This window comes from Streptomyces novaecaesareae (assembly GCF_000716875.1).
Lineage (GTDB): Bacteria > Actinomycetota > Actinomycetes > Streptomycetales > Streptomycetaceae > Kitasatospora > Kitasatospora novaecaesareae.
In genome coordinates this window covers 85,792-106,612 of record NZ_JNWQ01000012.1, presented here as the reverse complement: position 1 = coordinate 106,612, position 20,821 = coordinate 85,792, and the positions used below count along the sequence as shown (strand labels likewise).

Sequence of the window (20,821 nt, the reverse complement as noted above, 5' to 3'; positions counted from 1 at the left end):
ACCAGGGGGTTTCGAGGGCGTGCGGGGGCTGGATCCGGGTCGGGGGCTGGGGGAGGATGGACGGACGTGCTCGTACGGCCCGGGTGCAGGTCCTGGGGGTGGCGCGCTGGTGCGTCGGTGCGGGCCAGAGACGAGGAGTGACCGTGAGCGAGCGGAGCGAGTCGGCGGCGTCGAAGGTGACTGCTGAGTCGGAGGTCGCCGGGATCTGTCGCGATCTGATCCGGATCGACACCAGCAACTACGGTGACGGTTCCGGCCCGGGCGAGCGCAAGGCGGCCGAGTACGTGGCCGAGCAGCTCGCCGAGTTCGGGCTCGAACCGAAGATCTTCGAGTCGGCCAAGGGCCGGGCCTCGACGGTGGTGCGGATCGAGGGCGAGGACCGTTCCCGCCCGGGCCTGCTGATCCACGGCCACACCGACGTGGTGCCGGCCAACGCCGCGGACTGGACGTACGACCCGTTCGGCGGCGAGATCGCCGACGGCTGCGTCTGGGGGCGCGGCGCGGTCGACATGAAGGACATGGACGCGATGACGCTGGCCGTCATCCGCGACCGGCTGCGCACCGGGCGCAAGCCCCCGCGCGACATCGTGCTGGCCTTCCTCGCCGACGAGGAGGCGGGCGGCACCTACGGGGCGCGCTTCCTGGTGGACAAGCACCCGGGGCTGTTCGAGGGCGTGACCGAGGCGATCGGCGAGGTCGGCGGCTTCTCCTTCACGGTCAACGACCAGGTCCGCCTCTACCTGGTGGAGACGGCCGAGAAGGGCATGCACTGGATGCGCCTGACGGTCGAGGGCCGGGCCGGGCACGGCTCGATGGAGAACGACGACAACGCGATCACCGAGCTGTGCGAGGCGGTCGCCCGGCTCGGCCGGCACCAGTTCCCGCTGCGGATCACCAAGACCGTCCGGGCCTTCCTGGACGAGCTCTCGGACGCGCTCGGGGTCGAGCTGGACCCGGAGAACATGGACGAGACGCTGCGCGTCCTCGGCGGCATCGCCAAGATGATCGGCACCACGCTGCGCAACACCGCCCAGCCGACGATGCTCGGCGCCGGGTACAAGGTGAACGTGATCCCCGGTCAGGCCACCGCGCACGTGGACGGGCGTTTCCTGCCCGGCTACGAGGAGGAGTTCCTGGCCGAGCTGGACAGCGTGCTCGGCCCGCGCGTGAAGCGCGAGAGCCTGCACTCGGACAAGGCGATCGAGACCGGCTTCGACGGCGCCCTGGTCGAGGCGATGCAGACCGCGCTGCGCGCCGAGGACCCGATCGCCCGGGCGGTGCCGTACTGCCTGTCGGGCGGGACGGACGCCAAGTCCTTCCAGGACCTGGGGATCCGCTGCTTCGGCTTCGCGCCGCTGCAGCTGCCGCCGGAGCTGGACTTCGCCGGGATGTTCCACGGCGTGGACGAGCGGGTGCCGGTGGACGGCCTGAAGTTCGGCGTCCGGGTCCTGGACCGCTTCATCGACGCCTGCTGACCGCGCGCACCGGGCACTGATCAGGCGACTGGGTCGGCCCGCTCCCGGGGTGCCGGGGGCGGGCCGACCGCATTGTCCGAGCTGATGATTGTGGGACGGGTCGAAGGAGATCAACAGAAGCGGTTCTGCCGAGAATTCGGCGCCGACCATATGTGCGAGACCTCACCGTTGCGGGTGAATGGGAAATCTGTTCCGTACCCCGTTTGCCGCAGCGTCGTTCTTCCCTGTGCAGCCCGCCGAACGGGTTGCGTTGTCCGTACAGGAGGAATGATGAAGGTCAAGAAGATCGCCGCTGTCGCCGCCGCCACCGGTGGCCTGGTGCTCGCCGCCGCCGGTGTCGCATCCGCTCACGGCGGTGCCGGTGCCGAGGGCGCGGCCGTGGCTTCCCCGGGTATCGCTTCGGGCAACCTGGTCCAGGTTCCGGTGCACGTCCCGGTCAACGCCTGCGGCAACACCATCAGCGTGATCGGCGTGCTGAACCCGGCGTTCGGCAACCACTGCGCCAACGTCTGAGTCGACCTCCGGGCCGCTGAGGCCCGTTGAGCGGACTCGACCCGGCCCCCGGGCGGCGGACGCGCCGCACCGGGGGTCTTCGCGTCCCCGGAGACCCGAGTACGGCACGATCGCTCGATCGGGTGAAGCTGCTTCGTTCGGCCTAACCTCCCCGTCGGCCTGTCGTTAAATCCTGTGCAGCCAAAGACCCTGCGTGATTTACGGATATACGGAAATTCCGACTTTCATAAGGTTCATGTCAAGGTCGACACGTCGTCTCGAAACGTCAGGGGAAAACATGAGGAATGTAGCCAAGAAGGGCATCCTCACGGCCGTGGCCACCGGCAGTGTGCTGGCCTCGACCGCCGGCTACGCCTACGCGGGCGCCGAGGCACAGGGAGGTGCCGCCGGTTCGCCGGGCGTCGCCTCGGGGAACTCGGTGCAGGTGCCGGTCGAGGTGCCGATCAACGCCTGTGGCAACACGGTCGACGTGATCGGCCTGCTGAACCCGGCCTACGGCAACCACTGTGCCAACGTCAGCGACGGCCGCCATGCGGCGCCCACGCCCGGGCAGGGCGGGCAGGGCGGGCAGGGCGGGCAGGGTGGCCACACGGGCAACGGCGACACCGCGAGTTCCGGCACCGGCGGGAGCCAGGGCACCACCGCCTCGGGCTCCTCCGCCTCCGGCACCGCCGCCAACTCGGCCGGGGTGGCGTCCGGCAACAGCGTCCAGGCCCCGGTGCACGTCCCGATCAACGCCTGCGGCAACTCCGTCAACGTGGTCGGCGTCGCCAACCCGGCCTTCGGCAACGAGTGCGGCAACGTGGCACAGCCGCCCGCGCCCGTGCACACGCCCGCCCCGAAGCCGGGCGACGACTGCCCGGAGCCCAGCCACCCGACCCCGCCGCACAACGGCGGCGAGGAGAACCCGGGCCTCCCGCGCACCGGCGGCCCGTCCCCCGCGGCGCCCGCCGCGCCGGTCGTCAACAGCGCGAGCCCGAGCACCCAGGCCGTCCCGGCCGCCGCCCCGGCCGCGGACAGCCAGCTGGCCTCCACCGGGGCCGGCGGTGTCGAGCTGCTCGGCGCGGCCGGGCTCGCGCTGCTGCTCGGCGGCGGCGTGCTCTACCGTCGCGCCCGCGCCGGGGCCCGCTGAGGTAGCGCACCCACCGCGGAAACGACGCACCCGCGGCTGCCGGATCGACCGGCGGCCGCGGGTGCGGGTGCGTGAACGTCGTGTGCGAGGCTCCGCGTCGGGCGGAGCGCCCCGCCCGTCACCAGTTCCGGACCTGGCGGATGATCCTCCGCTTCAGCCGGACCGTCCGGCTGCCGTCGGGGAACAGCCGCAGTCGGTCGAGCTCCCAGTGGCCGTACTCGGCGTGCTCGGTGAGCAGTTGGCGCGCCGCGTTTCGCGTGGTGCCGCGCGGCATGCGCAGCGACTGGTACTCGTACTCCGGCTGCCGGACCGGATTCCGTGGGGTCAAAACGCTCCTCCTGAGGATCACCTTCGGGCAAGCCTACGGCCTGCCCCGGACAGTCGGCCCGGGTATTTCCGGCCGTCCTCCCGTGCGGGAACGGCAGCCCGGGGGGCCGCACCCCGGGCAGTCGGCTGACAGTGCATCAGTTCCGTTGCTCCTGTGGAGGGGATACCCCGATCCCGGCGCGTGATGCGGTACCCGGACGGCCCCGCCGGGCCCGCCGCGCGCCCTCCGGGCCCGTCTCGCGCCGGTTCCGCAGGGGGACGTACGTGTACAGATCGGACATCAGGGGGGAAGTTGCGGTGAAATCGCGGGTGTAGGTGACAACCGCTGTGCGTACCGACACCGCGGGGAGATAGCGTCTGCACCATGTCTGATGCCGCGCAGCCCACCATTGCCGAGGTACGCGCCGCCGCTGAGGCGGTCAAGGCCGCCATCGACCGTCATCTGGAAGCGGTGTCAAGCCCCAACGCAGCCGATGATCCCGCCGTGTCCGCCGCCTACGAGCAGCTGGCGACGGCGGCCATCGCCTACGACCAGCTCCTGTACGAGGCCTACGACGAGGTCACGCCCTTCGAGATCCCCGGGGACGAGGGCCCCGGCGGGTACCACGGCCCCGAAGAGCCCGAGGCGATCAGCGTGTTGATCCGCCGTGACTACCACGTCGTCGACCCCAAGCGGTTGCGCGCCCAGGCCGAGCGGCTGGACGAGTCGCTGACCCCGGGCGGCGCCGGCGCGGGCGAGGTCAACGCCGCGATCGGGGTGCTGTTCGGCGAGTACGAGCCGGACGAGATCGCCGCCCGCAGCGAGGAGTTCGGGCTGGAGGAGGCGGACTCGACGCTCTGGGTCGCGGCGGCCGAGCCGACCGAGCCGGGGGAGTGGCTGCCGGAGCCCTTCGAGCACGCCGATCCGCAGCTGCTGATCTGCCGGTTCGACGTCAGCGAGGTCTACGACGACGAGGACTCGGACGACTGAACGGCGACGACTGAACGACGCGACGACGGGCGGGCCCAGGACAGCGGGGCCCGCCCGTCGGCACGCCGTGCGGCTCAGTACGCCGGGGCGGCGTTCTCGGCGAGGATCGCCCGCAGCCGGGTGGTACGCGGCTGCGCCGGGCGCTCGGCGACGGCCTGGACGAGCGCCGGGCCCGCCGCGTGCACCACGGACAGGTGCCGCTCGCCCCGCCCGAAGGCGGTGTAGACCCACTGCCGGGTGAGCGCCGGGGCGGCGTCCTCCGGCAGCACGACCACCGCGCCCGGCCAGCGGCGGCCGAGCGCCTGGTGGACGGTCAGCGCCCAGCCGTGCCGCAGCCGGGCGGCCTCGGCGGGCGGGACGGTGCGGCGGGAGCCGTCCGCGTACTCCAGGTGCAGGCCGGTGGCGTCGCCGTCCAGCACCCGGGCCGGGCGGGCGATGCCGGGCGCGGGGGAGTCGACCACCCGGTCACCCGGGTCGAACCCGCCGAACCGGCCCGGGCCGGGGTTGAGCCGGGCCTTGGCGGCGGCGTTCAGCACCCGGGTGCCGGCCGCGCCGCCGTGGCCCGGGGTGAGCAGCACCACCTGCTCGGCGGGGATGCCCAGGGCCCGCGGGATGGAGTCGGTGAGCAGCTGGATGGCGCGGTGGACGGCCTCGCCGGCGTCCTTGGCGGTCAGGATGACCACCTCCTTGTCCGGCGCGTCGACCGGCTGGAGCTCGCCGATGCCGACGCCGGAGACCAGCTCGCCGATCGGGCCGAAGTCCGGGGTGCGGGAGGCGACCGCCGGGCAGGCCTTGGCGGCCAGCAGGTCGGCGAAGAACCGGCCGGGCCCGGCCGACCAGAGCTGGCCAGGGTCGCCGCTGAGCACCAGCCGGGTGCCGTCGGCGAGCGACTCCACGACGGTCGCGGCCAGTTCGACGTCCAGCAGCGGGGCGTCCAGGACGACCAGCAGGTCCAGGGCGAGCATGCCGTCCGGCGCGCGGCCCGGGCCGGCGGTGCCGGCGAGCAGCTCGGCGAGGGTGACCACGGGGGCCCCGGCGTCGGTCTGGGTTCCGGTTCCGGCTCCGGCGAGCGCGGCGAAGGACGTCCGGCCCTGGTCGGTCCAGGTGGCGGCCCAGGCCCGCAGCCCGAGGCCCCGGGCGGCGGTGAGCAGCGCGGCCGGCTCGGCGCGGGCCGCCTCGCCGCCGGTGTGCAGTACGAGGGCGCTGTCGGCGACCGCCTGGATCAGGGCGGTCGCGGAGGAGGACGGCGCGGCCTCGGCGGCGGCCGCCCACGCGGCCGGGCCGGGAGCGGCGGGGGCCGCGGGGGCGGTGGCGTCCGCCTCGCCGCCGTCCTCGGCCTCCGCCGTGCCACCCGACTCCTCGCCCGCCGGGTCGACCTCCGGAGAGCCGTCCGAAGACGTGTCCGAGGAGGGGTCCGAGTCGAGGTCCGTGGACTCGGCCTCCTCCTCGACGTCCTCGCCCGGTACGAAGGTCGCCATCAGCTGGAGCAGACCCTCGGCGAGGGTGGTCTCCGCCATCGCCAGCCGCTCCAGCGCGAGCAGCGTCCGGGTCGGCGGCTCGTCGTCGTCCTCGCCGCCCGCCGCGTGCGCCTCGGCCCCGGCCAGCTCCTCCTGGGCGGGCAGCACCCGGCCGTCCTCGACGGCGGCCTGGACGGCGGCGACCGGGTCCGGCATCCGGAGCCGGTCGAGCCCGGCGGTCACTTCGGCGAGTTCCAGGGCCGAGTGCCCGCGCAGTGCTGCCTGCTCCAGCAGCCACAGCACCAGCGCCTGGGCGCGGCGTGGATCCCCCGGCTCGGCCCCGGGGCCGAGCAGCTCGCGGGCGAAGCGGTCGGCGTGCTCGGGCCGGACGCCGGGCAGGCCCAGCACCGCCCACGGGTCCTCGCGCAGCCGCTCGGCGGCGTCGTCGCCGAACTCGGCCACGGCGGCGGCCGCCAGCTCGGCGGGGGCGCCGCCCGCGGCCAGCACCGCGGTGGTCTGCTGGAGCGCGTCGCCGCGCGGCCCGTCGGGCACCACGGAAGCCGGGGCAACGGGGGCGGCCGGGGTGGACACCGGAGCGCCCTGCCCGCCCGACTCCGGAGCACCCGCCGCTGCCTCCGGCTCCGCCGCCGGTCGGTCGGCCGGAGTCTTCGGAACCGAGGCCCCCGAAGCACCCGGCCCCGACCCCTGCGGCGCGATGCTGCGGATCCGCGCCGCCAGCTCCGCGATCGCCGCGGCCTTGTCGGCCGGAGTCGCCGAGGTCTCCTCCGGAGCGCCGTTCCCCGTGTCACTCATCGTCGTCCGCTCCAAAGGTCACTCCACTGCGCGTTCTGCTCGACGACCCGACCGGCTGGTCACAGCTCGGTCCACCCCTGGTCCGGGTAGCGGTGCACCGGGGACGACACGTCGTCCAGCGCACTACGGATCTCACCCGGAAGCGTAAGCGCCTCCACCGACAACGCCGCCTGCAGCTGGGTCACCGTCCGCGCCCCGAGCAGCGCGCTGGCCACCCCCGGGCGGTCCCGGACCCAGGCCAGTGCGACCGCCAGCGGGCTGCTGGCGAGCCCGTCGGCGGCGGTGGCGAGGGCGTCCACGATCCGCCGCGAGCGCTCTCCGAGGTACGGCTGGACGAACCCGGTCAGGTGCGGCGAGGCGCCGCGCGAGTCCTGCGGGACGCCGTGCCGGTACTTGCCGGTGAGCACCCCGCGCCCGAGCGGCGAGCCGGCCAGCACCCCGATCCCGTCGTCCAGCGCGGCGGGCAGCGCCTCGCGTTCGATGCCGCGTTGCAGCAGCGAGTACTCCAGCTGCGCCCCCGCGAGCGGCACCCGCCCGTGGTGGGCGTGCTGCCAGGTGGCGGCCTTGGCGAGCTGCCAGCCGCTGAAGTCGCAGACCCCGACGTAGCGGGCGCGCCCGGAGGTGACGGCGATGTCGAGGGCGCTGAGCGTCTCCTCGACCGGGGTCGTCGGGTCGAAGGAGTGCACCTGCCAGAGGTCGACGTAGTCGGTGCCGAGGCGGCGCAGCGAGGCGTCCAGGGCGGCGAGCAGGTGGCCGCGCGAGGCGTCGAAGCGGCGGGCGGACTCGGGGACGCTGCCGGCCTTGGTGGCGATGACGAGGTCGGAGCGGGGGATCAGGCTGTCGGTGAGCCGGGAGATCAGGTACTCCGCGCCGCCGTCGGCGTACACGTCGGCGGTGTCGATCAGGTTGCCGCCGGCGTCGACGAACTCCTTGAGCTGCTCGGCGGCCTCGTGCTCGTCGGTGTCGCGGCCCCAGGTCATGGTGCCGAGGCCGAGGCGGGAGACCTGCAGACCGGTACGGCCCAGGTGACGTTTCTCCATCGGACGGGCCCTCCACTGGCCGGTGGCCCCGGGCGCCCCGGTGGCCCTGTGAAAGCGCAGGTGGGGAGAGTGCTCTCCACGTCGGCTGAGCGTAGCGGCCGGGGTACGGGCAGGTGTGCAGACCCGCAGAACGCTCACCGCCGGAGGCGGTGGTGCGGGTGTGACCCAACCCACCACTACCCGTCAGTAGCATGTCCGGCGCGGGCGCGGTTACCCTCGCCACCAACCCCAACCCACTGGAAGGTGCGGCAGATGCGACTCGGTATCAACCTCGGCTACTGGGGACTCGGCATGGACGCCGACAACATCGCCGTGGCCCAGGAGGCGGACCGGCTCGGCTACGCGGTCTGCTGGGCGGCGGAGGCGTACGGCTCGGACGCCGCGACCGTGCTCAGCTACGTGGCCGCGAAGACCGAGCGGATCGACGTCGGCTCGGCCATCTTCCAGATCCCGGCCCGTACCCCGGCGATGACCGCGATGACCGCGGCGACCCTGGACACCCTCTCCGGCGGCCGGTTCCGCCTCGGCCTCGGCGTCTCCGGCCCGCAGGTCTCCGAGGGCTGGTACGGCGTGAAGTTCGACAAGCCGCTCGCCCGCACCCGCGAGTACGTGGAGATCATCCGCAAGGCGATGTCCCGCGAGCGGCTGGTCCACGAGGGCGCGCACTGGACGCTGCCGCTGCCCGGCGGCCCGGGCAAGCCGATCAAGCTCACCGTGCACCCGGTGCGCGAGCACATCCCGCTGTACATCGCCGCGATCGGCCCGAAGAACCTGGAGCTCACCGGCGAGATCGCCGACGGCTGGCTCGGCATCTTCTTCTCGCCCGAGCACTCCGCGCTCTCCCTCGACCCGCTGACCGCCGGCCGCGCCAAGGCCGGCCGGACGCTGGACGGCTTCGACCTCTGCCCGACCGTGAACCTCGCCGTCGGCGAGGACATCAAGGCCGGGGTCGACGCCCTGCGCTCGTACGCCGCGCTGTACATCGGCGGCATGGGCAGCAAGGAGAAGAACTTCTACAACCAGCTCACCCGGCGGATGGGATACGAGCAGGCCGCCGACGAGATCCAGGAGAAGTACCTGGCCAGGGACTACGCGGGCGCCGCGGCCGCCGTCCCGCACGACCTGGTCGACGCCACCTCGCTGATCGGCGACACCGCCCGGATCGCCGACCGGATGCAGGCCTACGCCGACGCGGGCGTCACCACGCTCACCCTGGCCCCGGCCGGGTTCACCCTGGACGAGCGGATCCAGGCGCTGCGCACGGGAGTCGAGGCCCTGGAGCGCGCCGGGCTCGCGTAGCTCGCGCGGCGGCGTCGGCGAACGGACGGGTCGGCGAGCGGTACTACAGCCAGTCGTGCCGCTTGAACACCCGGTGCAGCACCACGCAGACCCCGGCCATCAGCGCCAGCACCGCCGGGTACCCCCAGGGCTGGTGCAGTTCGGGCATGTCGTCGAAGTTCATCCCGTAGATGCCGGCGATCATCGTCGGCACGGCGGCCAGCGCCGCCCAGGCCGAGATCTTCCGCATGTCGTTGTTCTGCTGCACGCTGACCTGCGCCAGGTTGGCGTTGAGGATGTCGGACAGCAGCCGGTCCATGCCGTCCACCTGGTCGTTCACCCGGGCCAGGTGGTCGGCGACGTCCCGCAGGTAGGGCGCCGTCTCGGGGCGGACGAAACGGGCGCCGCGCTCCAGCGTCAGCATCGGCTCCAGCAGCGGGCCGGTGGCGCGGCGTACGGACATCACCTGGCGCTTGTAGCCGTAGATCCGCCCGGCGGTGTCGCGGCCTACCCGGGTGGGGGTGAAGATGTCCGCCTCCAGGTCGTCCAGGTCGCTCTGCAGCGCAGCGGCCACCTCGACGTAGCCGTCAACGATGGTGTCGGCGACCGAGTGCAGCACCGAGCTGGGCCCGAAGCGGAGCAGCTCGGGCTCCTGCTCCAGGCGGGCCCGCAGGCCGCCGAGCGGGGAGTCCTCGCCGTGCCGGACGGTCATCACGAAGTCGGGCCCGAGGAAGACCATCACCTCGCCGACGGTGACGACGTGAGCGCCGGGGGCGTAGCCGAGGGTCTTCAGGGTGACGAACAGCGAGCCCTGGTAGGCCTCGACCTTGGGGCGCTGGTGGGCGCTGACGGCGTCCTCGACGGCCAGCGGGTGCAGCGCGAACTCCTTGCCGACCTGGTCGAGTTCCTCGGCGGTGGGCTCGAAGAGGCCTATCCAGACGAAGCCGTCCGGACCGGCCGCGCGGGCGGCGGTGAGCGCGCCGGCCAAGTCCTCGGGGGCCTCGATCCGGCGGCCGTCGGAGTAGGCGGCGCAGTGCACGATCATGCGCCATTGTCACCCGAACGCGGCCCAAAGGCACGAAACGGGCGCGGAACCGGTGGCGTACGAGCGCGGTACCGGCACGGAACGGGTGCGGAACCCGGTGCGGTACGGGCCCGTCGGGCGGGACCGGAGGCCGTGACCGGGCCGGGCGTCCGGTCAGATAACCGGACGGTAACCCGCCCCCACCGCCGGGCCCGGAGGTCGTAGGCTAAGCCCCATGCCCACCCTGCTGCTCGTCCGTCACGGCCGCTCCACCGCGAACACCGCCGGAATCCTGGCCGGTTGGACCCCCGGCATCGACCTCGACGACACCGGGCGCGGGCAGGCCGCCGCGCTGGCCGACCGGCTGGACGGCATCCCGCTGGTGCAGGTCGTCAGCAGCCCCCTGGAGCGCTGCCGCCAGACGCTGGAGCCGTTGCTGGCCGCCCGGCCCGAGCTGGGCGGGCCGGCCGAGGACGAGCGGCTGGGGGAGTGCCACTACGGCGAGTGGACCGGCCGTTCGTTGGCCGAGCTGGCCAAGGAGCCGCTGTGGCGCACGGTGCAGGACCACGCCGCCGCCGCGGCCTTCCCCGGCGGGGAGTCGCTGCGCGAGCTGAGCCACCGCACGGTGAGCGCGGTGCGCGAGTGGAACGGGAAGATCGCCGCCGAGCACGGCGAGGACGCGGTCTGGGTCGCCTGTTCGCACGGTGACGTGATCAAGGCGGTGGTGGCCGACGCGCTCGGCCTGCACCTGGACCACTTCCAGCGGATCAGCGTCGAGCCCTGTTCGGTCACCGCGATCCGGTACACCCCGCAGCGGCCCTTCGTGCTGAGAATGGGCGACACCGGCGACCTCTCCTCGCTGGCGCCGAGGACCGGGGCGGCCCCGGCCGCCCCGGCCGGCGACGCGGTGGTCGGCGGCACCGCCTGAACAGGCGCCGCTTGAACGGGCACCGCTGGAACAGGCACTGCCTGAACGGGCAGCACTTGAACAGGCCCTGCCTGAACCGGTAGCGCCCCTGCGGCCTCCCGCCCGAGCACCACCACCCGAGACCCCGGGTGCCATCCCGCCCCGGCCGTCGGCTCGGCTCCCCGGCCGGAGCCCGGAGGTCGTAGGGTGACTAACGAGTCCCGATACCCGCGATCCCCCACGGCGGATCCGCGCCGACCGACACGATCCGGAGCGAGAGCGTGCCCCGTCAGGTCTTCTTCTACGACCAGCCCGAACGGTTCGTGGCCGGTACCGTCGGCCAGCCCGGCGCCAGGGCGTTCTACCTGCAGGCCAGCGCCCGGGGCCGGATCACCAGTGTGCTGCTGGAGAAGACCCAGGTCGCGGCGCTCGCCGAGCGCATCGAGGAGGTCCTGGACGAGGCGCTGCGGCGCAGCGGCGGCGACACCTCCATCCCGGCCACCGCCCCGAAGGACCTGCTCGACACCGCGCCGCTCGATCTGCCGCTGGAGCAGGAGTTCCGGGTCGGCACGATGGCCCTGGCCTGGGACAGCGTCGACGGCTGCCTGGTGGTCGAGGCGCAGGCGCTGGTCGAGGAGGAGGAAGAAGAGGAGGGGGCCGAGCCGGTCTTCACCGACGACGACACCGGCCCGGACATGCTGCGGGTGCGGCTGTCCGGCGCGATGGCCCGGGTGTTCGCCAAGCGTGCGCTGGACCTGGTCGCGGCCGGCCGCAAGCCCTGCCCGTTCTGCAACCTGCCGCTCGACCCGGAGGGCCACCTGTGCCCGCGCGCGAACGGCTACCGGCGCTGAACACCGAGACCCCGCCGCAGGCCGACCCGGCGACGGCGGCCGCGCTGGCCGCCGACGTGCCCACCGCCCTCGCGCTGCTGCGCCAGGGCGAGCTCACCGTGCACGGCCGCCTGACCGACGCCTCCAACGCCGCGCTGTACTGCACGGTCGCGCACGGCTCGCTGAGCGCGCAGGCCGTCTACAAGCCGGTGGCCGGCGAGCGCCCGCTCTGGGACTTCCCGGACGGCACGCTGGCCGGCCGCGAGGTCGCCGCGTACGAGCTGTCCGCGGCGACGGGCTGGGCGCTGATCCCGCCGACCGTGCTGCGCGAGGGGCCGCACGGGCCCGGCATGGTGCAGCTGTGGGTCGAACCGGACCCGCAGGCCGAGCCGCTGCTCGCGCTCCAGGACCCGCGCGGCCCGGAGGACGGCTGGCTGCCGATCATCCAGGCCGAGGTCGAGGGCGGGCGTACCGCGCTGCTGGTGCACCACGACGACCGGCGGCTGCGCCGGCTCGCGGTGCTGGACGCGGTGCTCAACAACGCCGACCGCAAGGGCGGCCACCTGATCCCGGCCGCCGACGGGCGGGTGTACGGCATCGACCACGGCGTCACCTTCAACACCGAGGGCAAGCTGCGCACCCTGCTCTGGGGCTGGGCCGGCGATCCGCTGCCCACCGAGGCGCTGGAGGTACTGGCCCGGCTGGCCGAGCAGTTGGACGGCGAGCTGGCCGAGCGCCTCGCCCCGCACCTGACGCCGGCCGAGCTGGAGGCCACCCGGGCCCGGGTGGCCGGGCTGCGCGGCTCAGGCCGCCACCCGCTGCCCTCCGAGGACTGGCCGGCGATCCCCTGGCCGCCGGTGTAGACCCCCGAAACCGCTTTCCCGTAAGGGAGTTGGTGGTCTGGACCGGTCCTCGGAGCAGGTCGCACGCAACGAGGACTTCCTGGTCGATCTCGGTGCATTACCAGTCGGGAAGCGGTCAGGCAACGACAGGAAGCGAATCCAGTCGATCTTGCTTACTGGTTAGGCTTTCAAATGTTCGCAAGGTTAAAGTTGTTGCCATGCATGCCTGGCCCGCCTCCGAGGTTCCCGCCCTGCCTGGTCAGGGGCTCCCCCTCCGTATCCACGACACCGCAGCGGGCACGGTCCGGGAGGTCGTGCCGCAGGACGGCACCGCCCGGATCTACGTCTGCGGCATCACCCCCTACGACGCGACCCACATGGGCCACGCCGCCACCTACAACGCGTTCGACCTGGTCCAGCGCGTCTGGAAGGACGCCGGCCACGACGTCCTGTACATCCAGAACGTCACCGACGTCGACGACCCGCTGCTGCAGCGCGCCGTCGAGACCGGCCAGGACTGGACCGCCCTGGCCGAGCGCGAGACGGCCCTGTTCCGCGAGGACATGACCGCGCTGCGCCTGCTCCCCCCGGCCCACTACATCGGCGCCGTCGAGTCGATCCCGTGGATCGTCCCGATCGTCCAGAAGCTGCTGGCCTCCGGCGCGGCCTACCGGGTGGACGGCGACATCTACTTCTCGGTCGACGCGGACCCGCACTTCGGCGAGGTCTCCGGCCTCACCCGCGAGGCCATGCGCCCCGTCTTCGCCGAGCGCGGCGGAGACCCGGACCGCCCCGGCAAGCGCAACCCGCTGGACGCCCTGCTCTGGCTGGCCGCCCGCCCGGGCGAACCCGCCTGGGACACCGAGCTCGGCCACGGCCGTCCCGGCTGGCACATCGAGTGCGTCGCCATCGCACTGCAGTACCTCGGCATGTCCTTCGACATCCAGGGCGGCGGCAGCGACCTCTCCTTCCCGCACCACGAGATGGGCGCCGCGCACGCCCAGGTCGCCACCGGCACCCACCCGTACGCCAAGGCGTACGTGCACGCCGGCATGGTCGCCCTGGACGGCCAGAAGATGTCCAAGTCCCGCGGCAACCTGGTCTTCGTCTCGGCGCTGCGCCGCGAGGGCGTTGATCCGGCGGCGATCCGCCTGGCGTTGCTCTCGCACCACTACCGCGCCGACTGGGAGTGGACCAAGAGCGTCCTGGACGAGGCCGTCGAGCGCCTCGCCCGCTGGCGCGCCGCGGTCTCCCGCCCGGACGGCCCCGCGGCCGAGCAGCTGCTCGCCGAGGTCCGTACGGCGCTCGCGAACGACCTGGACGCGCCGGCCGCACTGGCCGCCGTCGACCGCTGGGCGGAGCTTCAGGAGACCGAGGGCGGCACCGACATCGGCGCCCCCGGCCTGGTGACCCGCACCGTGGACGCCCTGCTGGGCGTCGCGCTGTAGTCCCGCTCCCGTACCGGAACGCCGAAAGGGGCGTCAGGACCAGTGTCCTGACGCCCCTTCGGCGTTCCGGCGCCGAGGGGGGCTACTCCTCCTCGGCGTTGTCCGGGCTCTCCCGGGCCGGGCCCGGGGGCTCCGGCTCGGCCGGCCGCTCCGCGGTGGCGTGCCCGGACACCGGCTTCTCGCCGGTCGGCCCGACGTTCTCCCGGCGGCGCAGGTAGCGCTCGAACTCGCGGGCGATGGCGTCCCCGGAGGCCTCCGGCAGCTCCGCGGTGTCCTGCGCCTCCTCCAGCTGCTGGACGTACTCGGAGACCTCGCTGTCCTCGGCGGCCAGCTGGTCCACGCCCAGCTGCCAGGCCCGGGCGTCCTCGCCGAGCTCGCCCGGCGGGATGCGCAGGTCCAGCAGGTCCTCCAACTTGTTGATCAGCGCCAGCGTGGCCTTGGGGTTCGGCGGCTGCGAGACGTAGTGCGGCACCGCCGCCCAGAGCGTCACGGCCGGCACCCCGGCGTGCGTGCAGGCCTCCTGGAGCACGCCGACGATGCCGGTCGGGCCCTCGTAGCGGCTCTCCTCCAGATCGAGCCGGCGGGCCAGCTCGGGGTCGGAGGTCACGCCGCTGACCGGCACCGGGCGGCTGTGCGGGGTGTCGCCGAGCAACGCGCCCAGGATCACCACCAGCTCGATGCCCAGCTCGTGCGCGAAGCCCAGCAGCTCGTTGCAGAACGAGCGCCAGCGCATGCTGGGCTCGATGCCGCGGACCAGCACGACGTCCCTGGTGGTCGGCTCGGTGACCCGGATCACCGAGAGCCGGGTGGTCGGCCAGGTGATCCGGCGGATGCCGCCGTCCAGCCAGACCGTGGGCCGGTTGACCTGGAAGTCGTAGTAGTCCTCCGCGTCGAGGGCCGCGAACACCTTGCCGCCCCAGGTCTCGTCCAGATGCGCCAGAGCCGCGGAGGCGGCGTCGCCCGCGTCGTTCCAGCCCTCGAAGGCGCAGACCATGACCGGGTCGATCAACTCGGGAACATCTTCCAGCTCGATCACCCAGCGTCTCCCTCCGGTCGGCGGTCGGGCCGGCACCGCCTCGGCCGGCTTGCCGGGGCGCCGACGGGCCGGCTGCCGACTGTCGAACCTCTCGTCACCCATGGAACGCCTCGCCCCATGGTCCCTACCTGCCCAGCCTACGGGCTTTGATGCGCACCGCGGCCGGGCACCGGGACAGTCTGGGGGAGCCGGGCGCCCCGATCCAGCGGATATCGGGGCGGCCCGGCCCGACGGGGCGTCAGTCCGCCGGCCGGATGCGGACCGCCTCCGGCCCCCGGCCCGGCCCGACGGCGTGCCGCCACGGCGGGACGGCGCGATGATGAACGGGCGGGGGCCGGGCGGAAGGGGCCGGACCGATGAACCGATGGCTGTGGATCGGCGCGGGCACGGGAGCCGTCGCGCTGGCCGGTGCCGCACTGGTGGCGGCGGACCGCGCCGGGCGCCGGCTGCCGGTGGAGCACGTCACCGAGGGCGGCCTGGAGCTCGCCCAGTCGCCCGGCGCCGTCTGGGACGTGCTGACCGACATCGACCTCTATCCGGCCTGGCGCCCGGGCCTGACCCACGTCGAGCGGCTGCCCGCCGCGGCCGGCGGCCGGGAGCGCTGGCGCGAGTACGACCGGCACGGGCACACCACGTACGAGGTGGTGGCGAGCGAGGCCCCGCACCGCCTGGTCACCGGAATCGCCGACCCGGACCTGCCCTACGGCGGCACCTGGACGTACGTGCTCACCCCGGCCGGTCCCGGCTGCTCGCTGACCGTCACCGAGCGCGGCGAGGTCCGCCGGCCGCTCTACCGGGCCGTCTCGCACTACGTGGTCGGCGAGGACAGCACCATCCACCGCTACCTGGGCGCCCTGGCCCACCGGATGGCCGCCTAAGAGCATCCCGCCCTACCGGACGTCGACCCAGCCGTTCCGGTAGTCCGCCCAGTTCTCGGGCGTCGCGGCGAAGTCCACGTACAGCGCGACGCCGAAGTTCGCCCGCCGCAGGTCCTCCCGGCCCAGGCCCAGCCGGACGCCGCGGACGGCCGCCTGGACGGTCTCGGCGTCGCCCCAGTGGCCCCACTTGTCGTCCCAGTAGAACGGCAGGCCGATCAGCAGGTCCACGTCGGCCGGGGTGGCCTGCAGGGCGAGCTCGGTCTGCTGGGCGACGTAGCCGCCGTACAGCGGCGCGGTCGGCATCGAGGTGTCGTAGGTCATCACGGCGACCTGGTCGACCCGGCGGGCGGTCGCGGCGAAGTACGCCTGGTCCCACCACTTGCCGTGGTCGGTGAGCAGGATGCCGGCCGTGTGCAGGCCCGGGACGGGGTCGATCTGCGGGGCGGCCACCGAGAGCTTGGCGCCGCGGGCCGCGGTGAGCGGGCGGACCTGGTCGAGCAGTGCCAGCCAGCCGGCCGAACCGGGGCGGATCGGCTCCATGTCGAAGTGCACGCCGTCGAAGCCGAGGTCCAGCACCTGGCGGGCGGAGTCGGTGACCCGGTCCCTGGTCGGGGCGTCCTCCAGGTCCATGGCGTCCTTCTCCGGCTTGACCTCGTCGCCCAGCCAGCCCTGCACCCGCACGCCCGGCAGCTCCCGGTGCACGGTGTCGGTGAACCAGCGGGCCCGGGGGTGGACGGCGGGCGGCAGGGTGCCGTCGTGCTCCAGTGGGCCGGTGTGCACGTACAGGTCCCGGATGCCGGTGCCGGCCAGCTGCCGGACCAGCCCGGTCACGTCGTTCTCGGTCTTGCGGCCGTCCACCCAGGCGTGGCCGAGCCAGAGCGCGTCGCGGCCCCTGGTGCGCGCCTCGGCCGAGGGCTCACCCGTGTAGTGCAGTCGGATCGTGACGAACACCGAGCCGAGCGCGGTGGCGGGCACGGCCGCCGCCAGCACCAGGACCAGCAGTGTCCTGCGCCACCAGGACCAGCCTCGCCAGCGGTCGCGCAGCGCCCGGAACGGGGCCGCCAGGGCCCCGCCGATCCGCCGCGCGCGGGTCCGGAATCGGGCCACGCGGTCGCTCCCCCCGTTTGGTCGAACGCTCAGGATACGGAATGGGCCCGCAGGCCGACCCGTCGGCCGGATACCCTGACCACGTGCGTGCCCGACCAAGCGGGTGTGCAAAGCCGACAGCCGTCGCACCAGGGAGAAGCCCCATGGCCACTGCAGCCAGTCCGTCCGTCACTCCGCAGAGCCGCGCGAACGCGCTGCGTGAAGCGCTCGCCACCCGGGTGGTGGTCGCCGATGGTGCGATGGGCACCATGCTCCAGGCGCAGGACCCGACGCTGGAGGACTTCCAGAACCTCGAAGGCTGCAACGAGGTCCTCAACATCACCCGGCCCGACATCGTCCGCTCCGTCCACGAGGCCTACTTCGGCGTGGGCGTGGACTGCGTGGAGACCAACACCTTCGGCGCCAACTTCTCCGCACTCGGCGAGTACGAGATCCCCGAGCGCATCTTCGAGCTGTCCGAGGCCGGTGCCCGGATCGCCCGCGAGGTGGCCGACGCCCACACCGCCGGGGACGGCCGCACCCGCTGGGTGCTCGGCTCGATCGGCCCCGGCACCAAGCTGCCCACCCTCGGGCACGCCCCGTACGAGACGCTGCGCGACGGCTTCCAGCGGAACGCGGCCGGCCTGATCGCCGGCGGCGCCGACGCGCTGCTGGTCGAGACCAGCCAGGACCTGCTGCAGACCAAGGCCGCGATCCTGGGCTCCAAGCGCGCCCTGGCCGAGGCCGGGCTGGACCTGCCGGTCCTGGTCCAGGTGACGGTGGAGACCACCGGCACCATGCTGCTCGGCTCCGAGATCGGCGCCGCGCTCACCGCGCTGGAGCCGCTCGGCGTGGACTACATCGGCCTGAACTGCGCCACCGGCCCGGCCGAGATGAGCGAGCACCTGCGCTACCTGGCCAAGAACGCCCGGATCGGCCTGTCCTGCATGCCGAACGCGGGCCTGCCGGTGCTCGGCAAGGACGGCGCCCACTACCCGCTCAGCCCGGCCGAACTGGCCGACGCGCACGACGTGTTCACCCGCGAGTACGGCCTCTCGCTGGTCGGCGGCTGCTGCGGCACCACGCCCGAGCACCTGCGCCAGGTGGTCGAGCGCGTCCAGGGCCGCGAGATCGCCCCGCGCACCCCGCAGCCCGAGCCCTCGGCGGCCTCGCTGTACCAGGCGGTGCCGTTCCGCCAGGACACCTCGTACCTGGCGATCGGCGAGCGCACCAACGCCAACGGCTCCAAGAAGTTCCGCGAGTCGATGCTGGCCGGCGACTGGCAGGCCTGCGTGGAGATCGCCCGCGACCAGATCCGGGACGGCTCCCACCTGCTGGACCTCTGCGTGGACTACGTCGGCCGCGACGGCGTCGCCGACATGAAGGAGATCGCCGGCCGCCTGGCCACCGCCTCCACCCTGCCGATCGTGCTGGACTCCACCGAGCCGGACGTGCTGCGGGCCGGCCTGGAGGCCTTGGGCGGCCGCGCGGTGCTCAACTCGGTCAACTACGAGGACGGCGACGGCCCGGACACCCGGTTCGGCCGGATCGCCTCGCTGGCCCGCGAGCACGGCGCCGGCCTGATCGCGCTGACCATCGACGAGCAGGGCCAGGCCCGCACCGCCGAGACCAAGGTGGCCATCGCCGAGCGGCTGATCGCGCAGCTCACCACCGAGTACGGCATCGACGAGGGCTCGATCCTGGTCGACTGCCTCGCCTTCACCCTGGGCACCGGCCAGGAGGAGTCCCGCCGGGACGGCATCGAGACCATCGAGGCGATCCGCGAGCTCAAGCGCCGCCACCCGAAGGTGCAGACCACGCTCGGCCTGTCCAACATCTCCTTCGGCCTCAGCCCGGCCGCCCGCATGGTGATCAACTCGGTCTTCCTGAACGAGTGCGTCGAGGCCGGCCTGGACTCGGCGATCGTGCACGCCTCCAAGATCCTCCCGATGGCCCGGATCCCCGAGGACCAGCGCGAGGTCGCCCTGGACCTGGTCTACGACCGCCGCAGCGAGGGCTACGACCCGCTGCAGAAGCTGCTCCAGCTGTTCGAGGGCGTCTCCTCGGCCTCGGTCAAGGCCTCAAAGGCGGAGGAACTGGCCGCGCTCCCGCTGGAGGAGCGGCTGCAGCGCCGGATCATCGACGGCGAGCGCAACGGCCTGGAGGCCGACCTGGACGAGGCGCTGACCGGGCGCCCGGCGCTGGAGATCGTCAACAGCACGCTGCTGGCCGGCATGAAGGTGGTCGGCGAGCTGTTCGGCTCCGGCCAGATGCAGCTGCCGTTCGTGCTCCAGTCCGCCGAGGTGATGAAGACCGCGGTGGCCCACCTGGAGCCGCACATGGAGAAGTCCGACGACGAGGGCAAGGGCACCATCGTGCTGGCCACCGTCAAGGGCGACGTCCACGACATCGGCAAGAACCTGGTCGACATCATCCTGTCCAACAACGGCTACAACGTGGTCAACCTGGGCATCAAGCAGCCGGTCTCGGCGATCCTGGACGCCGCGCAGGAGCACAACGCGGACGTGATCGGGATGTCCGGCCTGCTGGTCAAGTCGACCGTGATCATGAAGGAGAACCTGGAGGAGCTCAACCAGCGCAAGCTGGCCGCCAGCTTCCCGGTGATCCTCGGCGGCGCCGCGCTCACCCGCGCCTACGTCGAGCAGGACCTGCACGAGATCTACGAGGGCGAGGTCCGCTACGCCCGGGACGCCTTCGAGGGCCTGCGGCTGATGGACGCGCTGATCGCGGTCAAGCGCGGCGTGCCCGGCGCGACCCTGCCGGAGCTCAAGCAGCGCCGGCACGCCCGGGTCGAGGTGGAGGAGCCGGAGCCGGAGGTGAACCTCGGCCAGATCCGCTCCGACGTCACCGTCGACAACACCGTGCCCACTCCGCCGTTCTGGGGCGACCGGATCGTCAAGGGCATCCCGTTCGCCGACTACGCCTCCTGGCTGGACGAGGACGCGCTGTTCAAGGGGCAGTGGGGCCTGAAGGCGGCGCGCACCGGCGAGGGGCCGTCGTACGAGGAGCTGGTGGAGACCGAGGGCCGGCCGCGGCTGCGGGCCTGGCTGGACCGGCTGCAGACCGAGGGCTGGCTGGAGGCGGCCGTGGTCTACGGCTACTACCCGGCCAACTCCAAGGGCGACGACCTGATCGTCTTCCGCGAGGACGGCACCGAGCGCACCCGCTTCACCTTCCCGCGCCAGCGCCGCGGGCGCCGGCTCTGCCTGGCCGACTTCTTCCGCCCGGAGGAGTCCGGCGTGCGGGACGTCGTCGGCCTGCAGGTGGTCACCATGGGCAACCGGATCTCGGAGGCGGCCAACGAGCTGTTCGCCGGGAACTCCTACCGCGACTACCTGGAGCTGCACGGCCTCTCGGTCCAACTGGCCGAGGCGCTGGCCGAGTTCTGGCACGCTCGGGTCCGCTACGAGCTGGGCTTCTCCGGCGAGGACCCGCAGGACGTCAAGGACATGTTCGCGCTCAAGTACCGGGGCGCCCGCTTCTCGCTCGGCTACGGGGCCTGCCCCGAGCTGGAGGACCGCGCCAAGATCGCCGAGCTGCTGAAGCCCGAGCGGATCGGCGTGGTGCTTTCCGAGGAGTTCCAGCTGCACCCGGAGCAGTCCACCGACGCGATCGTGATCCACCACCCGGAGGCGAAGTACTTCAACGCCCGGTAATCCTCCCGTTCTGCTCCGTTCGCTCTTTCCGGACGAAGCGGGCGTATCCTGGATGATCCTGAACGGGCCGGTCCGCTCACCAGCGGGC

General features: G+C 73.1%; 17 protein-coding genes. 11 read left to right on the top strand and 6 right to left on the bottom strand.

Annotated elements, in window-relative coordinates:
* Nucleotides 1–143 precede the first annotated feature (143 nt).
* The 3 genes from OP86_RS07115 (at nt 144) to OP86_RS07105 (ending at nt 3,120) form a co-directional block, all read left to right on the top strand.
* Entirely contained in the window at nt 144–1,475 is a 1,332-nt protein-coding gene (locus tag OP86_RS07115; protein ID WP_030055561.1) for a M20/M25/M40 family metallo-hydrolase, read from the top strand.
* Nucleotides 1,476–1,742: 267 nt separating this feature from the next.
* Nucleotides 1,743–1,988 carry a chaplin gene (locus OP86_RS07110; protein WP_030055562.1) on the top strand — a complete coding sequence of 82 codons (246 nt, stop codon included), beginning with the start codon at nt 1,743–1,745 and terminating at the stop codon, nt 1,986–1,988.
* Nucleotides 1,989–2,265: 277 nt separating this feature from the next.
* Entirely contained in the window at nt 2,266–3,120 is an 855-nt protein-coding gene (locus tag OP86_RS07105; protein WP_030055563.1) for a chaplin, read from the top strand.
* Nucleotides 3,121–3,238: 118 nt separating this feature from the next.
* Here OP86_RS07105 and OP86_RS07100 read toward each other — a convergent pair whose 3' ends face one another.
* Nucleotides 3,239–3,448 carry a DUF5703 family protein gene (locus tag OP86_RS07100; protein ID WP_033331193.1) on the bottom strand — a complete coding sequence of 70 codons (210 nt, stop codon included), beginning with the start codon at nt 3,446–3,448 and terminating at the stop codon, nt 3,239–3,241.
* Nucleotides 3,449–3,811: 363 nt separating this feature from the next.
* On the opposite strand from OP86_RS07100, the gene OP86_RS07095 reads away from it, so the two are divergent.
* Nucleotides 3,812–4,417: a hypothetical protein gene (locus OP86_RS07095; protein ID WP_030256296.1), complete on the top strand. Its 606-nt coding sequence runs from the start codon at nt 3,812–3,814 to the stop codon at nt 4,415–4,417.
* 74 nt (nt 4,418–4,491) lie between these two features.
* On the opposite strand, the gene OP86_RS38670 is transcribed toward OP86_RS07095, so the two are convergent.
* Both OP86_RS38670 and OP86_RS07085 read right to left on the bottom strand, forming a co-directional pair.
* Nucleotides 4,492–6,687, bottom strand: coding sequence for a helix-hairpin-helix domain-containing protein (locus OP86_RS38670; RefSeq protein ID WP_051829782.1), 2,196 nt, complete (start codon nt 6,685–6,687; stop codon nt 4,492–4,494).
* Nucleotides 6,688–6,746: 59 nt separating this feature from the next.
* Entirely contained in the window at nt 6,747–7,727 is a 981-nt protein-coding gene (locus tag OP86_RS07085; RefSeq protein WP_030055568.1) for an aldo/keto reductase, read from the bottom strand.
* A gap of 252 nt (nt 7,728–7,979) precedes the next feature.
* On the opposite strand from OP86_RS07085, the gene OP86_RS07080 reads away from it, so the two are divergent.
* Nucleotides 7,980–9,026, top strand: a complete 1,047-nt coding sequence (locus OP86_RS07080; RefSeq protein WP_030256292.1) for an LLM class F420-dependent oxidoreductase — start codon at nt 7,980–7,982, stop codon at nt 9,024–9,026.
* 43 nt (nt 9,027–9,069) lie between these two features.
* Here the strand turns inward: OP86_RS07080 and OP86_RS07075 are convergent, their stop codons facing one another.
* Nucleotides 9,070–10,050: a magnesium and cobalt transport protein CorA gene (locus OP86_RS07075; RefSeq protein ID WP_030055571.1), complete on the bottom strand. Its 981-nt coding sequence runs from the start codon at nt 10,048–10,050 to the stop codon at nt 9,070–9,072.
* A 214-nt stretch (nt 10,051–10,264) separates the two neighbouring features.
* Between OP86_RS07075 and OP86_RS07070 the strand changes: the two genes are divergently transcribed.
* The 4 genes from OP86_RS07070 to mshC all read left to right on the top strand — a co-directional run bounded on the left by OP86_RS07070 (nt 10,265) and on the right by mshC (nt 14,056).
* A complete protein-coding gene (locus OP86_RS07070) occupies nt 10,265–10,957 on the top strand; it encodes a histidine phosphatase family protein (RefSeq protein WP_030055572.1) in 693 nt (230 codons plus the stop codon).
* Nucleotides 10,958–11,217: 260 nt separating this feature from the next.
* On the top strand, nt 11,218–11,787 hold the full coding sequence (locus OP86_RS07065) for a DUF3090 domain-containing protein (protein ID WP_030256289.1): 570 nt from the start codon (nt 11,218–11,220) through the stop codon (nt 11,785–11,787).
* Between the two features lie 44 nt (nt 11,788–11,831).
* Nucleotides 11,832–12,629, top strand: coding sequence for an SCO1664 family protein (locus OP86_RS07060; protein WP_030256287.1), 798 nt, complete (start codon nt 11,832–11,834; stop codon nt 12,627–12,629).
* A gap of 197 nt (nt 12,630–12,826) precedes the next feature.
* Complete coding sequence (gene mshC, locus OP86_RS07055) at nt 12,827–14,056, top strand: cysteine--1-D-myo-inosityl 2-amino-2-deoxy-alpha-D-glucopyranoside ligase (protein WP_030055574.1); 1,230 nt, start codon at nt 12,827–12,829, stop codon at nt 14,054–14,056.
* 82 nt (nt 14,057–14,138) lie between these two features.
* Here the strand turns inward: mshC and OP86_RS07050 are convergent, their stop codons facing one another.
* Nucleotides 14,139–15,092, bottom strand: coding sequence for a PAC2 family protein (locus tag OP86_RS07050; protein ID WP_030055575.1), 954 nt, complete (start codon nt 15,090–15,092; stop codon nt 14,139–14,141).
* A gap of 356 nt (nt 15,093–15,448) precedes the next feature.
* On the opposite strand from OP86_RS07050, the gene OP86_RS33375 reads away from it, so the two are divergent.
* Entirely contained in the window at nt 15,449–15,970 is a 522-nt protein-coding gene (locus OP86_RS33375; RefSeq protein WP_030055576.1) for an SRPBCC family protein, read from the top strand.
* 12 nt (nt 15,971–15,982) lie between these two features.
* Here the strand turns inward: OP86_RS33375 and OP86_RS07040 are convergent, their stop codons facing one another.
* The gene (locus tag OP86_RS07040; protein WP_234434856.1) at nt 15,983–17,077 is read right to left on the bottom strand and encodes a glycoside hydrolase family 18 protein; all 1,095 of its coding nucleotides are present in this window, start codon (nt 17,075–17,077) and stop codon (nt 15,983–15,985) included.
* Nucleotides 17,078–17,220: 143 nt separating this feature from the next.
* On the opposite strand from OP86_RS07040, the gene metH reads away from it, so the two are divergent.
* Nucleotides 17,221–20,733 (top strand): methionine synthase, encoded by a 3,513-nt coding sequence (gene metH, locus OP86_RS07035; RefSeq protein WP_030055578.1) that lies wholly within the window; start codon nt 17,221–17,223, stop codon nt 20,731–20,733.
* The last annotated feature ends 88 nt before the right edge of the window (nt 20,734–20,821 follow it).

Coding starts and splice junctions, on each gene's coding strand:
- OP86_RS07110 (WP_030055562.1), top strand. CDS start 1,743: ATGATGAAGGTCAAGAAGATCGCCGCTGTCGCCGCCGCCACCGGTGGC.
- OP86_RS07105 (WP_030055563.1), top strand. CDS start 2,266: ATGAGGAATGTAGCCAAGAAGGGCATCCTCACGGCCGTGGCCACCGGC.
- OP86_RS07095 (WP_030256296.1), top strand. CDS start 3,812: ATGTCTGATGCCGCGCAGCCCACCATTGCCGAGGTACGCGCCGCCGCT.
- OP86_RS38670 (WP_051829782.1), bottom strand. CDS start 6,687: ATGAGTGACACGGGGAACGGCGCTCCGGAGGAGACCTCGGCGACTCCG.
- OP86_RS07085 (WP_030055568.1), bottom strand. CDS start 7,727: ATGGAGAAACGTCACCTGGGCCGTACCGGTCTGCAGGTCTCCCGCCTC.
- OP86_RS07080 (WP_030256292.1), top strand. CDS start 7,980: ATGCGACTCGGTATCAACCTCGGCTACTGGGGACTCGGCATGGACGCC.
- OP86_RS07075 (WP_030055571.1), bottom strand. CDS start 10,050: ATGATCGTGCACTGCGCCGCCTACTCCGACGGCCGCCGGATCGAGGCC.
- OP86_RS07070 (WP_030055572.1), top strand. CDS start 10,265: ATGCCCACCCTGCTGCTCGTCCGTCACGGCCGCTCCACCGCGAACACC.
- mshC (WP_030055574.1), top strand. CDS start 12,827: ATGCATGCCTGGCCCGCCTCCGAGGTTCCCGCCCTGCCTGGTCAGGGG.
- OP86_RS33375 (WP_030055576.1), top strand. CDS start 15,449: ATGAACCGATGGCTGTGGATCGGCGCGGGCACGGGAGCCGTCGCGCTG.
- metH (WP_030055578.1), top strand. CDS start 17,221: ATGGCCACTGCAGCCAGTCCGTCCGTCACTCCGCAGAGCCGCGCGAAC.